We start from the raw sequence: 14,776 nt of genomic DNA, 5'->3' as shown, positions 1-14,776 counted from the left end.
ATATAGTCGGGAATGCCGTTCCAGGCCTGGTAGGTGCGCTCGATACCCGAGAAGACGTTGGCACGTAAGGTGCTGTTTTGCCCGTAATAGGCACCGCTCACAAAAAACGACCGCAGGTTAGCCGAAGCCCTGTCTACGTAACCGTCGGACCGGATGCGCGAAAGGCGGCCATCTACACTAAAGTGCCCTCCCAGCAAACCTGTACCCAGGCTAACGGTATTTTTTACTGTACCGTAAGAACCGGCCGTATTGTTGATGTCGGCATAAGCCGTATCACGGCGGGTAGCGGTTTGGATATTGATACTGCCCCCAAAAGCACCCGCACCGTTGGTAGATGTACCCACGCCACGCTGTACCTGGATGTTGTTTACCGACGAGGTGAAATCGGGTAGGTTAACAAAGAACGAGCCCTGGCTTTCGGCATCGTTTAAAGGAATACCGTTAATGGTAACGTTTACCCGTGTGCCGTCGCTGCCGCGGATGCGGATGCCCGTATAACCAATACCTGTACCTGCATCAGAACTTACCACCACGGATGGCGTTTGGTTAAGCATGTAAGGCAGGTCCTGCCCGAAGTTGTTTTTATCAAGATCCTTTTTGCTGATGTTGGTAAAAGCCGTTGGCGAATTTTTGCCTGCACGTGTTGCGGTAACGGTAACCTGCTCGGCACTGAAGGTGGCGCCGGTTAAAATAAAATTCACCGTTTGGTCGGCTCTCAGGGTAACAGACTTTGTTGTTACCTGGTAACCAATATAACTTGCCTTTAGCGTATAAGCCCCGGCCGGCAAATTAGCCAGCTGATAGCTGCCGGCGGCATTTGTTTGCGTGTTAATGGCAGGGCTGGATAAAGTGATGGTTGCACCGGGCAATGTTTCGCCGGCTTGATTGGTGATTTTTCCGCTGATGGAAAATTGGGCTGATGCCAGGACAGGCAGCAGCAAGGCGAAGAGCGCCGCAAAAAAGTTTTTCAAAATGTGTTGAACAATAAAATAGTTAAACCATCTGCTCGCCGGGATAAAACGGCAGTACACTTAACTTGTTACCTCTCCCTACGCCGGCATTACCCGGATCAGGTGCATGTGCTGAGTTAGGAGTGGTAAGTGATCAGTTGTGAGTTTAAAACTAACAACTCACAACACAATACTCTTAACTAAACACAATGGGTTTGATCTCAGCCTGTCTTTCAGTTTGGTAAAATAACCTGCAGATTATTTTTAGTACACCAAAGCAAGGCACCCCTTGAGAATTATATGGCAAATATAGTGTTTGGATTGAGAATTGGAATTATTTTGTTACTCCCCGCAAAATGCTTAACCCCTTAGCAACAACCGGATCTTTACCACTCGCCAGATCGGCCAATGAATTAATAACCTTTATATTGACAGGTACGCCAACCCCTTCATAACATACCATTTTAGGCGAGTAATACTTTTGATTAGACAAGGTAACCGACCAGCCGTTTGGCAGGTCTTCGCTGTACATGTCAGACAGGTTGCCTTCGGTGTTATCACCAACTATTTTGACCATTGGCAGTTGCCTCATAGCGAGTGTAAAGATCTCGGCAGCGCTTACGGTTTTGCTGTTGGTAAGCACCACAACCGACCTTGTGAAATGATACTTACCTTTCGGCTTGACAACCCATTTTTGCAGTTTGGTAAATTTGTTAGTGCCTGCTATCCGCTCGTTTTTATAGTGGCCGGCTACCGGTTTACCGGCAAACCTGCCAGCCACTTCATAACTGAATTTATCGTCGCCGCCAATATTGAAACGCACATCAACAATCATTCCTTTTAACCCGCCGCACCGGGTTATCAGCGAATCTAAAATCTGCGTTTCAAAGTCTTTCTCATCAATTTCGCCGTCTGTAATCCTGGCGAAGCAACGGTTAAAACGCAGGTAACCATAATTAGTGCTTTTAGCAAAGTAAAAAAGGTGCTTTCCTTTAAAGACCGGGCCGTAACCTTTTGCTTCGCTGAAGCCGTTTTGAGTGAGTGATTTATCCACGGTAACCCATAAAGCGTTCTTCAGACTGTCATTATGAAATGCTGCCGCAAATGCAGAGGGCCGGGCAGCATTGAACTTCCTTTTTTGCCGGGCGTCGATAAGGTTTACGTGCGAATCGCCAAGCGGTGTAAGCATCGCGCTCATTACTTTGAAAAGGCTGTCATTGCTGATGCCGTCGTTTATCAGGGGGCGGTAATTGGCATATTGTGCTTTCCAATTTAACTGGTGCAGATCAAAAAAAGCATAGTTATCGTTAAATACCTGGTAAAATTTATCAAAGGTTTTAGTTTGAGACACCGGGGGGTTGTCCTGTGCATTTAGCCTGGTGACGATCAATAAGCAAGAAAATACAGCGAACAGAACTTTGGGTAGCATATGGGTTATAAAACTGTTGGATTTGTATAAGGCAGGATAGTTACAATATCTTCCCCCTTTCTTGCATTCACCTTAAACAGCAAAATCCTTTCTGCTTTCGCCTCAAAACAGTACTTTTGCAGAATTTACAAATAGGACTTATGCTTAGAACTCATACCTGCGGACAATTAAATATCAGCAATTTAGGCGAAACAGTAACGCTGTGCGGCTGGGTGCAAAAATCACGCGATTTGGGTGGTACCACCTTTATTGACGTGCGCGACAGATATGGTTTAACACAATTGGTTTTGAATACCGATACCGACGCAACCCTTCGCGAAGCCGGCCGCCAGTTGGGCCGCGAGTTTGTAATTAAAGTTACGGGTAACGTAGTTGAGCGTTCTAACAAAAATACTAAAATCGCTACCGGCGAGATCGAGATAACCGTTACCGAACTGGAGATACTAAATTCAAGCAAGATCCCGCCGTTTTTGATTGAAGACGAGACCGACGGCGGCGAGGAATTGCGTGCCAAATACCGCTACCTTGACCTGCGCCGTAACCCTATCCGCAACAACCTGGTACTGCGCCACAAAATGGCACAGGAGATTCGTAAATACTTAGACGGACTTGATTTTATAGAAGTAGAAACCCCGGTGCTTATCAAATCTACTCCTGAAGGTGCACGCGACTTTGTGGTGCCAAGCCGCATGAATCCGGGCGAGTTTTACGCCCTGCCGCAATCACCGCAAACCTTTAAACAGTTGCTGATGGTAAGCGGTTTCGACCGTTATTTCCAGATAGTGAAATGTTTTAGGGATGAGGACCTGCGTGCCGATCGCCAGCCGGAGTTTACACAGATAGACTGCGAAATGTCTTTCATCACCCAGGAGGACATCCTGAATATATTTGAAGGGCTTACCCGCCACCTGTTCAGCACCGTAAAAGGTTTGGAACTGGGCGATTTCCCCCGTATGCAATATGCCGATGCTATGCGGCTATATGGTTCTGACAAGCCCGACACTCGTTTCGGGATGCAGTTTGTTGAATTAAATGATATAGTTAAGGGCAAAAACTTCGGCATTTTTGATAATGCCGAACTTGTGGTAGGTATCAATGCAAAAGGCTGTGCCAATTATACGCGTAAGCAAATTGACGAGCTTACAGAGTGGATGAAACGCCCGCAAATTGGCGCGACCGGTTTGATCTATGCCCGCCATAACGAAGACGGCAGCATCAAATCATCGGTAGATAAATTTTATAACGAAGAAGAATTGGCCAAATGGAGCGCCGCTTTTGAAACAGAACCGGGCGACCTGATCCTGATCCTGGCGGGGCAAACCGACAAGGTGCGTAAACGACTGAACGAACTGCGTTTAGAGATAGGCGGCCGGTTAGGCTTGCGCGATAAAAACAGGTTTGCCCCACTTTGGGTGCTTGATTTTCCGCTGCTAGAGTGGGACGAAGAAACCGAGCGTTACCATGCTATGCACCACCCGTTCACTTCACCTAAGCCAGAGGATATTGCTTTGCTGGATACCGATCCTAAAAATGTGCGCGCTAATGCATATGACCTGGTGATCAACGGTACCGAAATTGGTGGCGGCTCTATCCGTATCCATGACCGTGCCCTGCAATCGCTGATGTTTAAACACCTGGGCTTTTCGGCGGAAGAAGCTCAAAAGCAATTTGGCTTTTTAATGGATGCCTTTGAATACGGCGCACCTCCGCATGGTGGTATCGCTTTCGGGTTCGACAGGTTAACCTCCATCTTCGCGGGATTGGATTCAATCCGCGATGTGATTGCTTTCCCTAAGAATAATTCAGGCCGTGATGTGATGATTGATTCGCCGTCAACTATTGCCGATGCACAGTTAAATGAATTAAAAATTAAAACCACTGTATCACCTGCCTGATATTTGCCGTTAATACTGACATGAAAAAATACATACTTACGCTTAGTTTATTCCTTATCGCTTTCGCATCTTGCAAAAAAGACGCGGCTTTTGATGCTGCTGCACAGGCAAAACTAGATGATGCCAACATACAGGCTTACCTGGCTGCTAACCCCGGCATAAAAGCAACTAAAGATGCAAGCGGAGTTTACTACCAGGTACTTACCGAAGGTACCGGTGCAAACCCAACAACAAATTCAACAGTTAATGTAAATTATACCGGCAAAGTGCTCAACGGAACCCAATTTGCTACATCATTAAATTCGAATAGTCCGTTATCAGGTTTGATCGATGGCTGGAAAATTGGTATCCCCAAAATTAAAACTGGCGGGCGTGTCTTGCTAATCATACCGTCAGCGTACGGCTACGGAAACAACTCGCCTGGTGCGGCTATCCCGGTTAATTCCGTATTAATTTTTACAATAGATCTGATCAATTTTACCAATTGATAAAACGCACCTATTAAAGCATAGTAATATTGAACGCGCTGCCAACGGGCACTACGCTTTTGCCAATGTGCAGCTGGTGCCGCTCGGCACGGTCTACCCTTTGTTTGTTTATAATGTAGGAGCGGTGCACCTTTAAAAACTGTGCCGGTGGCAGCAATGCCAGCGCATCTATTATGGTAAGCCGTGACAGGATAGTGCGGCCATCGGCCAAAATAAAGCTCATGTAATTACCACCGCTTTCCAGGTACAGTATATCATTGTAAATGATCTTAACCTGCTCATAGCCCGACTTAATGAACAAGCCATCGTTAGCTGCCTGCTTATTGTTTTGTTTAACCTGCAAAAGCTCGTTGGCCTTGTGGCAAGCCTTTAAAAACCGGGGGAAGGCAAACGGCTTAAGCAGGTAGTCAATGGCATTAAGCTCGTAACTTTGTACAGCGTGTTCGGCATAAGCGGTGGTAAAAATAACCATCGGCTTTTGCTGCAGGCTCTCCATCAGTTCCAGTCCGGAAATGTCCGGCATTTTAATATCTAAAAACAGCAGGTCTACCGGTTCCCTTGCCAGGTGGTCTATCGCCTTAAAAGCATCCGTAAAGTATGCGGTAAGCTCTAAAAAAGGCACTTTACCGGCATGCGAACGAATCACTTCTAACGCCAGGGGTTCATCGTCTATAGCTATTGCTCTGATCATTTACAGGTATCGCTCAATTTGTTTGTAGAGTTTGTCTTTGTCACTGGGCCTGCTGGCTTGTGGCTGCACCAGCTTGCCATTTTTATCAAATATAAAATACATTGGGTAATATTGATCTGGTTTATCTTTAGGCAGAATTTCTGCCCAGAAAGGTTGGATATCTTTACTGCTTTTGCGCAAGTGCAGGCCCGTTAAACCGTTTACTTTTACAAATTCCCGCCATTGGCTGTCCTTAATGTCTTCGTCCATATCTAGATAAACAAACGCCACGTCCTTGTCTTTGAAACGCTGTTTTAAAGCCGGGTTGTAGCGCAATTCATCTTTACAAGGCGCGCACCATGTGCCCCAAACATCCAGGTAAACAACTTTACCCTTTAGCTTACTTATAGCCTCGTAAATAGATGTCATCTTTTCGTAGCCATCGGCAACTACAATATTTTTATTCGCCAGGTTTTTGGCCAGCAGCATCTCCAGGTTGCTCATCCTGGCGGATAGGTAAGGCAGGTATTTACTATGCGGAAAAAGCCTTGTCATTTCATCCATTAATGGCTTGGTATAGGCAAGGTCCTTGCTACTGCACTTGGCAAATATATTTTGCGCCAGCCAGTCTTGGGCAATATTTTTCGGGTACGTATTGTGTACCAATATCCAGTTAACAAATGATTTACCTTTCAATTTAGCTACCCGGTTGCCGCTGTCGATAGTCATATTATAACGCGGTAAAAATGTAGCCGGATCCTTAGCCTTGCCGGCACCCAGTGTAGTAAATATTTGCGTTTCTAGGTAACCAATGTAATTATCGGCAAAGCTGTAGTAGAGCGGTCCTGCCGGCAAAACATCGGGCGCTAAGGGTACATGATCGTAAATCTGCAAGATCAGGTCGTTAATGCGTTTTCCATCTGTACGGTCCATGATTCCCCGGGCAAAGTAATTTAGCTGCAATATGTAATTGGCCTTTACTTCCTGTATAATGAGCGCCTTATTTGCTGGGCTTATAGCTGAAGAATTTACCAACTGAATATTTTTATCGCGCATGGCCAGCCATGGCTGCACCACCTTTTCCTGTAATGCTGCAGGGCCCAGGTTGGCATAGGCGTTGTCTTTGTATCCTTTAGCAAAGAAGGGAACACCGTTCAGGTCAACCTGATCCAACAAACGGTTTTCGGCACTTGCCGTACCGCTGAACGTTACTGAACTATCGGCAGGGTTGTAATTCATCACCAGCGATTTACCAGGGGTAAGCAAAAGGTATACTGCTTTACTATCAAACCGTATATTACCAAATTTTTGTTGGTGTATGTTTAGCGTGGTATTGAAATTACCTTTGGCATCTACGGGTAAAGCAACATCGTTGTCATGGTAATAACCAAACACATAGGGGATGTTAACATAAAAGGTATCGGCTTTGGTGGTGCCGGCAATCTTACCGCTGAATTTAAATTGCCCGGATGCGCTTAAGGCGATGCAGGTAGAAAGGATTAACGTAAAAAATTGTTTCATGATAATTGCAGGGTTAGGTGAATAAAAAATTCTGAAGGATTTTGGCGGATCACCAGCTCATGCTTTTTGGGGTATAGCAATTGCAGGCGCTGCTTAACGTTGTCAAGCCCGATGCCGGACGCACGCTTTTCCGGATCATTGTTCTTATCGGGGTGCACGCTGTTGTAAACATCCAACTGCAGTGTGTTGCCGTTTAGCTGCAGCGAGGTATTGATCCATGATTGTTGTTTAAAGCTGATGCCATGTTTGTAAGCATTCTCTATAAAGGGGATAAGTAGCATGGGCGCTATATTCAGCGCGTTATACGTGCCGGTAATATCTGTTTTGATTTGTACATTATCAGACACGGCTATGCGCAGGTTTTGCAAGTCGATATAGTTGTGGAGGTATGCTATCTCGCGCGATAGCGAGATGCTGTCCTGTGTGTTTTCGTGCAGCATAAAACGCATCATATCACCCAATTTCTGAATTCCCTCACCGGTCTTTTCCGCCTGTTCAGACAGGGCTGTGCCGTACAAACTGTTGAGCACATTAAATAAAAAGTGTGGGTTGATCTGCGAGCGCAGAACCTGCAGGTTAGCATCAGAGGCGCCCAGGGCGGTTTTGAGCAGCGTAAATTGTTTGTACTTATCTTCGTTAGCCAAATAAACAGCCCATGAAATGGCTGTGGTGATGAGCACCTGCGGTAACCAGGCAATAACTATAAAACCAAGGAAAGATATCCCCAACCTGATTTGAAAAAACATTGCAGCCTCAACACAACCCAGGCCGACCGAAAGCGCAATGAGGCTTAACGTGTAAGTAAATTTGGTTGCAAGGACACCCTTCCTGTAATTAGGGATAAGCCAATATCTATTTAAAAAATACAGCGTAAAGCAAAACGGCAACACCAGGATATAAACTGGGCCGACCATCCTAAACAACCCGGTGTTGCGCAGTACCAGCAAGGGTGCTAAAACAGCCAGCCATACACTGCAGGTAAGCAATACCTCTCCTAATATCCGTAGCTTTAAACTCTGTTTCAATAAATACTGGCGGTGTTGGTACAGTATACCTTCGCGCATAAAAACGTATACTACATAGATTAGCAAAAACATAAAGGCCATGCTAAACCCGCGACTAAACAACGCCATGTTTGCAGAATAGCCATTGTTGTAAGTGGTGTAGATCCAATAGCGCAGGTAGCTTTGATCTACAGTATAAACTGTGCCTGTTGCAGCAAATACCACCAGTATTAAACCTATAGCCTGGGTGTGTTTTTTGTTAAACCAGTAATTTGGCAGGATATAGTAATTAATAGTAAGAAAGGCGGCGTAAGTTACTACTACCATGGAAAGATTGGGCAGCAGGTAATCCAAAAGGTAATTCAACCCCTGTTGCCCGCGGCCTAACGATGATCCGTAGCTGCTGAAGCCCTGGTTAACGCCAACATACATCATCAGCGCAAAAAATGCAGTTGCTACCCAAAATTCTATTTTGCTGTATTTCATATCGTGATTTAGATTATGATACAAGCATACGGTAAGCCCGCAGCGCAATAAAATAAATGTGACGAAGGCGGTCAAAAATGTGACGAAAGTGCTCATCTGCTGCGACCCTTTCTGCTGCGCCAAGTTTGTGTGTCCCACATTACCCTTTTATGCATAGTCGGCATTAGTCTCGCCGACCTGCTAATTCACTTTTTCGGGCTATTTTATTATATTTAGCCAACCAACCCTTACAACATGAAAAAAGTACTGCTCGCTGCTTTCTCGCTGATATCTGTTTCGGTTTCGGCGCAAACCACCTCAAAGGCCGTTGTGGCTAAAAAAGCCGATGCACTCGAAAAACAGATCATAGCCTGGCGTCGTGATTTTCACGAACACCCCGAGTTGGGTAACCGCGAGGTGCGTACATCCGGCATTATTGCCGACTATCTGAAATCGCTAGGTATAGAAGTAAAAACCGGCGTTGCCACTACAGGGGTAGTAGGTGTACTTAAAGGCGGCAAGCCCGGGCCGGTTGTGGCCCTGCGTGCCGACATGGACGGCCTGCCTGTTACCGAACGGGTTAAAATACCCTTTGCATCCAAAGTTAAAACCACTTATAACGGCAACGAAGTTGGCGTAATGCACGCCTGCGGTCATGATTCTCATATGGCTATCTTAATGGCTACCGCACAGGTATTATCATCTATGAAAGCCGATTTGCGTGGCACCGTAAAATTTATATTCCAGCCTGCAGAAGAAGGCGCGCCGCTTGGCGAGAAAGGCGGCGCCGAGCAAATGATCAAAGAGGGCGCTTTAGAAAATCCTAAGGTTGATGCCATCTTCGGCCTGCACATCAATTCGCAAACAGAAGTTGGTAAAATAGTTTATCGCCCGGGCGGCACAATGGCCGGTGTAAGCGATCTGCAGATAACCGTAACCGGCCGGCAGGCACATGGCGCATACCCCTGGAGCAGTATCGACCCGGTTGTGGTATCGGCACAGATCATCAGCGGATTACAAACCATTGTGAGCCGAAACGTTAACATTACCGAAAATCCGGCCGTAGTGACCATTGGAGTGATCAACGGAGGCTCGCGGTTCAATATCATTCCAGAATCTGTGGTGATGCAGGGCACCCTGCGCTACTTCACAGAGGGCGACGAAAAACTGGTGACCGAAAATGTACGCCGGATCGCTACTAAAACTGCCGAGGCATACGGCGCAACAGCCGAGGTAATCACACCGTACAGCAACCACTACCCGGTTACTTTTAATAACGTTGCCCTTACAGAAAAGATGCTCCCAACCCTGGAAGCAACTGCAGGGAAAGAAAATGTGTTGTTGCGCCCGCCGGTTACCGGTGCCGAAGATTTTAGCTTTTTTCAGCAGAAAGTACCCGGGATATTTTTCTTTTTAGGGGGTATGCCTAAAGGCGGCAACGCCTTAACCGCGCCATCGCACCACACGCCTGATTTTTACCTGGACGAAAGTGGTTTCACCCTTGGTGTTAAAGCCCTTTGTAACCTAACCCTCGATTATATGGCGATGGGTAAAGGCAAGTAATTACAGGATTTCTTAATACTATTAACCATTTTAAAACCCTAAGCCTGCTATATTTGTCTAAACAAGCTAATGGAAGACGAATTCATTTTATTTAAAAAGTTTGACGATGCGGTGCTTGCCGACACCCTCATAGACCTGCTGGAGAAGCATGATATCGCGTTCCAGGTAGAGGAAACACTGATCAGCGGAAATTCTGCAGCGATGGATGGGCAGCAAAAACATTATATCGTAAAAATCCATCCGGATGATGTGCTGATGGCTAACCAGGCCATAACAGAGCAGCAGCAGGAAGATACCCAGCTGCTTTCGGAAGACCCGCACCTGGCAGCCTTTACCAATGCGGAGCTTACAGAAGTGATTAGCCAGGAAGATGAAAAAGGCTCGGCAGATTACCAGATGGCTCAAAAGATACTGGTAGGCAGGGGCGCCCATATTAACGACGACACTTTGCCAACCCACCCTCAGGATAGCTTAAGCGACCTGAGCGCACAGCAGCCTAAACACACCACCCGGATCATTATAGGCTATTTTGCTGCGCTGCTTGGCGGTGTACTTGGTATATTGATTGGCTGGAACCTGTCGTCGCACAAGCGGTTACTGCCCAATGGTAAACAAGTTTATGCCTACAGCGAAGCCGACAGACAACAAGGCCGGCAGATTACCTGGCTGGGTATTATTGTAGTTATACTGTTAGTAATCTATCGAATATACAAAGCGCTGTAATCTGTGCAACTGATTTAGCAGCACTTTAAACTACTGCACCTTCTTAAAATCGTAAGGGTCATATTCTACAAAGTTGGCAACTTTAACACGTATACCTGTTACATTACCGTTCTGTACAAAAAACGGAAATACCGCCTTACCATAAGTAGGGTCAGAAAAGGTTACATAGAAACGGTTACCGCCCAGTGGTTGCAAACGGGCAAACATTTTAGGATGGTGTTCAAACCGCATCTCCAGCTCATTGCGCTGCTCGCCGGGGGTAATGGTCATGCTTCCGTATAGATCGTTCATGTATTTACCAACGTACTTGTTTGCAGATAATGCCGGTTTAGGCATCAGGGCAATGGTATCACGTTTACGCTGGTCGGCTTGTTGCTCAGCCGTTACCGCAGCTTTGTTTATAGAAAGGTAGGCATCACTATAATTGCTGAATTTCATTTTAAAGTACGCATCCATAATTTCCCAGCGCAACGCTTCATAAAGGCTGTTCTGATCGGTATTGGTCAGGATAACTATTCCGAGGTTTTCTTTCGGCACCAGCGTTACCGATGATACGTAGCCGTTTACACCGCCATCATGCATTATCAGCCGGTGATTGGCGTAATCCTGTATAAACCAGCCCAGGCCATACAACTGGTAGTTGGTTTCGCCGTTAAGGTGTTGCACGCTGCCCACAATATCCTGCGCCTGGCGGGTAGCATTAATCGCTGCCAGCGGGATCACCTGCTTGTTGCCCACCCTGCCGCCATTAAGCAGCGCCATCACCCACTTGCTCATATCACTTACCGATGAACTGATAGAGCCTGCAGGTGCCAGCCCGTCTAAATTCGCGTAGGGTATTGCTGTAAGCCGGCCATCAATCAATGTATGGGCCACAGTGCGATTAAGTGCCTTAGGCATATCGACACTCAGGGCAAGCGTGCTGTTCATTCCCAATGGAGCGAAAATATTTTCCCTCAGATACACCTCCCATTGTTTACCGGTAACCCGTGGGATGATCTCGCCGGCGGTTAAAAATGCCGAATTGGTGTAACCCCATGTGGTACGGAACGGATAAGTAGGTTTCATCTGTCCCAGCTTGGCTATTACCTCGTGGCGTACCAGGTTGGTATTATAAAATGTGAAATCGCCCTGGAAGGTGCGGAAACCTAAACGATGGCTCAGCAGGTCCTTTACAATTGCCTGCTCGCCGGCCAACTTGTTATCCAGCTTAAACTCCGGAATGTATTTGGTTACCTTTTCATCTAATGAGATCTTCTTATCGGCCTGTAGCATAGCAAGCGCTGTTGCTGTAAATGCTTTGGTATTACTGCCTATCATAAAAAGGGTGTTCTCATCCACCTTGTTCATAATGCCCAGTTCTTTGGTGCCGTAACCTTTCATCAGCACTATCTTACCATCTTTTACAATACATACAGCAGCACCGGGAATGCGCCAGTTAGTTATTGCGCGGTTAATGTAAGTATCCAGGCTATCCTTTATAAATTTACTCCGGTCGATATTCTGGGCCTGGGCAGCAGCAAAGGCAAAAATTAAACTGAGTATCAGGTACACTTTTTTCATAGGTATTGAAATATATTTAAAGCGTTAAAAACGCTAATTTAACGCAAAATTCATAGCAGCATTATTTATAATGCAAAATCGGTTCCATCAACAATAAAATTTTATACATGAAAGTTATTTATCAACGGTACGGCTTTTTTACGGTGTTACTGGCCTTGTTAATTTTCACACACTCGGCTGTAAAAGCGCAAATCCCGTCAACACATTGGGCAAAAGACGGCTACCAGTACTATAAAGTACAAAGTGGCGAAATTGTTGTGCTTGACGCTCGCGATGCCAACAAAAAAACCATCCTGCTTAGCAAAGCGCAACTTACCCCAGAAGGTGGCAAGCCCCTCATCCCGCGGAATTTTTACCTTGCGGCCGACGGACAAAAGGTACTGGTTTATACCAACTCCAAAAAAGTGTGGCGCTACAATACACGCGGCGATTACTGGGTGTATGACTTTACTGCTAAAAGCCTTACCAAAATTGGTAAAAACTTTCCGGCCTCATCGCTCATGTTTGCCAAGTTCTCGCCAGATGGCAGTAAGGTGGCATATGTAAGCGGCCACAATATCTATGCAGAAACACTTGCCGGTGGCAGTATAAAGCAACTCACTACCGACGGTACCGAGAAACTGATTAACGGCACCTTTGATTGGGCTTATGAAGAAGAGCTATTTTGCCGCGATGGTTTTAGATGGAGCCCGGACAGCAAACAGATAGCTTACTGGCAAATAGATGCCCGCAAAACCAAAAACTACCTGATGCTGAATACTACCGATTCTATTTACCCGTACGTAAAACCGGTAGAATATCCGGTTGCCGGCGAACCGCCATCTCCATTTAAAATTGGTGTAGTAAGCGTGGCCGGCGGCAGCACCAAATGGATGGATATACCAACCGATGCGGTTTTACAATCGTACGTACCGCGTATGGAATGGGCGGACAACAATACCGAGCTGATCTTCCAGCACCTTAACCGTGCGCAAAACGAAACAGATGTAATGCTTTGCAATGTGGCTACGGGCAAATCCAGATCTGTATACCATGAAACGGATAATGCCTGGATAGATATTTTGCCTATTTGGGAAGAAAACTATTATTATGGCGGTTGGGATTGGTTTAACAAAGGCAGCGAGTTTTTATGGGCCAGCGAAAAAGACGGCTGGAGGCACCTTTACCGCATTAGCCGCGATGGTAATAAACAAAAGCTGATCACTAAAGGCAACTACGATGTAATGCAGATCAACGCAATTGACGAGGCATCGGGCTATCTTTATTTTTCGGCTTCGCCGGATAACGCAACACAAAAGTACCTTTACCGCACCAAACTGGACGGCACCGGCAAAGCAGAGCGCCTTACACCGGCAAGCCAGCCCGGCACGCATGAGTATGATGTATCGCCAAACGGTAAGGCGGCCACCCACAATTTTTCTAACTACTATACACCTCGTACTACAGAAGTAGTATCCCTGCCGCTGCATAAAACCTTTAGCGGCGATGAGCAGGTAAGCAAGGCCATAGCCGGATCTGCCGAGGTAAAAGCCAAATCGAACATCGAGTTTTTTAAAGTTAAAACGGAAGATAATGTTGAAATGGACGGCTGGATGGTTAAGCCGGATAACTTTGATGCAACAAAGAAATATCCTGTTGTGCTGTATGTTTACGGCGAACCCTGGGGCCAGAACGTAAAAGACGAAAACGGATCGAGCTATAACTTTTTATACGAGGGCAATATGGCGCAGGACGGGTATATCTATATGTCTATAGATAACCGCGGAACACCGGTGCCCAAAGGCCGCGAGTGGCGCAAATCCATTTACAAAGGTATTGGTACGCTTAACATTCATGACCTGGCAATGGGTACCAAGCAATTGCTTAAAGAACGCTCTTATCTGGACACCTCCCGCGTGGCGGTATGGGGATGGAGCGGTGGCGGGTCATCAACCTTAAACCTGATGTTTCAATATCCCGAGATCTTTAAAACCGGTATCGCTATTGCCGCAGTAGGCAACCAGCTTACCTATGATAACATTTACCAGGAACGCTATACCGGTGTACCGGTTGACGAGGCCGGCAGGGAAGCCTTCCTGAAGGGATCGCCTGTTACGCATGCCAAAAACTTAAAAGGTAATTTACTTTACATTCACGGAACCGGCGATGATAATGTGCACTATCAGAATGTGGAGCTGCTGATAAACGAATTGGTTAAATATAACAAGCAGTTTCAGTTGATGCTTTACCCTAACCGTACACACAGCATATCAGAAGGCCCGGGCACATCGGCACATTTACGCACCCTGTATACACAATACCTTAAACAGCATTGTGCCCCCGGCGCACGGTAGATTTTGGATGTTAAAATGTATTAAAATAAAGTTGGCCTATACGGATAGTTAAATATCGATTTAAACAAAAAGCCCTCTCGATGGATCCATCGGAGGGCTTAAATTATTTAGTTTATAGTTGGTTAAAATGGAAGATCGTCGGCATCGTTATTACGATTGCCTTCAATATCGT

11 protein-coding genes are annotated in these 14,776 nt (G+C 46.1%); 5 read left to right on the top strand and 6 right to left on the bottom strand.

Translation table 11 applies throughout. The annotated features are described in order from the left end of the window. A partial coding sequence (locus tag ACE5CV_RS11250; protein WP_374950271.1) for a carboxypeptidase-like regulatory domain-containing protein occupies nt 1-971 on the bottom strand: 971 nt, incomplete at its 3' end. A 313-nt stretch (nt 972-1,284) separates the two neighbouring features. Further along, entirely contained in the window at nt 1,285-2,379 is a 1,095-nt protein-coding gene (locus ACE5CV_RS11245) for a S41 family peptidase (protein ID WP_374950270.1), read from the bottom strand. Between the two features lie 140 nt (nt 2,380-2,519). Between ACE5CV_RS11245 and aspS the strand changes: the two genes are divergently transcribed. After that, entirely contained in the window at nt 2,520-4,274 is a 1,755-nt protein-coding gene (aspS, locus tag ACE5CV_RS11240; protein ID WP_374950269.1) for an aspartate--tRNA ligase, read from the top strand. A 20-nt stretch (nt 4,275-4,294) separates the two neighbouring features. Further along, nucleotides 4,295-4,762, top strand: a complete 468-nt coding sequence (locus ACE5CV_RS11235; RefSeq protein ID WP_374950268.1) for an FKBP-type peptidyl-prolyl cis-trans isomerase — start codon at nt 4,295-4,297, stop codon at nt 4,760-4,762. 13 nt (nt 4,763-4,775) lie between these two features. On the opposite strand, the gene ACE5CV_RS11230 is transcribed toward ACE5CV_RS11235, so the two are convergent. The 3 genes from ACE5CV_RS11230 to ACE5CV_RS11220 are packed head-to-tail and all read right to left on the bottom strand — an operon-like array spanning nt 4,776 to nt 8,443. Next, nucleotides 4,776-5,453, bottom strand: coding sequence for a LytR/AlgR family response regulator transcription factor (locus ACE5CV_RS11230; RefSeq protein ID WP_374950267.1), 678 nt, complete (start codon nt 5,451-5,453; stop codon nt 4,776-4,778). Beyond that, nucleotides 5,454-6,953, bottom strand: a complete 1,500-nt coding sequence (locus tag ACE5CV_RS11225) for a TlpA family protein disulfide reductase (RefSeq protein ID WP_374950266.1) — start codon at nt 6,951-6,953, stop codon at nt 5,454-5,456. Continuing rightward, a complete protein-coding gene (locus tag ACE5CV_RS11220) occupies nt 6,950-8,443 on the bottom strand; it encodes a sensor histidine kinase (RefSeq protein ID WP_374950265.1) in 1,494 nt (497 codons plus the stop codon). Before ACE5CV_RS11220 ends, ACE5CV_RS11225 begins: the two co-directional genes overlap by 4 nt. Before the next feature lie 234 nt (nt 8,444-8,677). On the opposite strand from ACE5CV_RS11220, the gene ACE5CV_RS11215 reads away from it, so the two are divergent. After that, nucleotides 8,678-9,985: an amidohydrolase gene (locus ACE5CV_RS11215; protein ID WP_374950264.1), complete on the top strand. Its 1,308-nt coding sequence runs from the start codon at nt 8,678-8,680 to the stop codon at nt 9,983-9,985. A gap of 69 nt (nt 9,986-10,054) precedes the next feature. After that, nucleotides 10,055-10,708 (top strand): hypothetical protein, encoded by a 654-nt coding sequence (locus ACE5CV_RS11210; protein ID WP_374950263.1) that lies wholly within the window; start codon nt 10,055-10,057, stop codon nt 10,706-10,708. Nucleotides 10,709-10,738: 30 nt separating this feature from the next. Here ACE5CV_RS11210 and ACE5CV_RS11205 read toward each other — a convergent pair whose 3' ends face one another. Next, entirely contained in the window at nt 10,739-12,271 is a 1,533-nt protein-coding gene (locus ACE5CV_RS11205) for a serine hydrolase (protein ID WP_374950262.1), read from the bottom strand. A gap of 107 nt (nt 12,272-12,378) precedes the next feature. Here ACE5CV_RS11205 and ACE5CV_RS11200 point away from each other — a divergent pair, with 107 nt between their 5' ends. Then, nucleotides 12,379-14,604 (top strand): S9 family peptidase, encoded by a 2,226-nt coding sequence (locus tag ACE5CV_RS11200; RefSeq protein WP_374950261.1) that lies wholly within the window; start codon nt 12,379-12,381, stop codon nt 14,602-14,604. The last annotated feature ends 172 nt before the right edge of the window (nt 14,605-14,776 follow it).

Source organism: Mucilaginibacter sp., assembly GCF_964263795.1.
In the GTDB taxonomy this organism is placed as follows: Bacteria; Bacteroidota; Bacteroidia; order Sphingobacteriales; family Sphingobacteriaceae; genus Mucilaginibacter.
This window is presented reverse-complemented; position numbering and strand designations above follow the sequence as displayed.

Excerpts from the sequence above, each read along its gene's own strand:
- ACE5CV_RS11225 (WP_374950266.1), bottom strand. The coding sequence starts at position 6,953 with ATGAAACAATTTTTTACGTTAATCCTTTCTACCTGCATCGCCTTAAGC.
- ACE5CV_RS11210 (WP_374950263.1), top strand. The coding sequence starts at position 10,055 with ATGGAAGACGAATTCATTTTATTTAAAAAGTTTGACGATGCGGTGCTT.
- ACE5CV_RS11200 (WP_374950261.1), top strand. The coding sequence starts at position 12,379 with ATGAAAGTTATTTATCAACGGTACGGCTTTTTTACGGTGTTACTGGCC.
- ACE5CV_RS11235 (WP_374950268.1), top strand. The coding sequence starts at position 4,295 with ATGAAAAAATACATACTTACGCTTAGTTTATTCCTTATCGCTTTCGCA.
- ACE5CV_RS11205 (WP_374950262.1), bottom strand. The coding sequence starts at position 12,271 with ATGAAAAAAGTGTACCTGATACTCAGTTTAATTTTTGCCTTTGCTGCT.
- ACE5CV_RS11230 (WP_374950267.1), bottom strand. The coding sequence starts at position 5,453 with ATGATCAGAGCAATAGCTATAGACGATGAACCCCTGGCGTTAGAAGTG.
- ACE5CV_RS11245 (WP_374950270.1), bottom strand. The coding sequence starts at position 2,379 with ATGCTACCCAAAGTTCTGTTCGCTGTATTTTCTTGCTTATTGATCGTC.
- ACE5CV_RS11215 (WP_374950264.1), top strand. The coding sequence starts at position 8,678 with ATGAAAAAAGTACTGCTCGCTGCTTTCTCGCTGATATCTGTTTCGGTT.
- ACE5CV_RS11220 (WP_374950265.1), bottom strand. The coding sequence starts at position 8,443 with ATGAAATACAGCAAAATAGAATTTTGGGTAGCAACTGCATTTTTTGCG.
- aspS (WP_374950269.1), top strand. The coding sequence starts at position 2,520 with ATGCTTAGAACTCATACCTGCGGACAATTAAATATCAGCAATTTAGGC.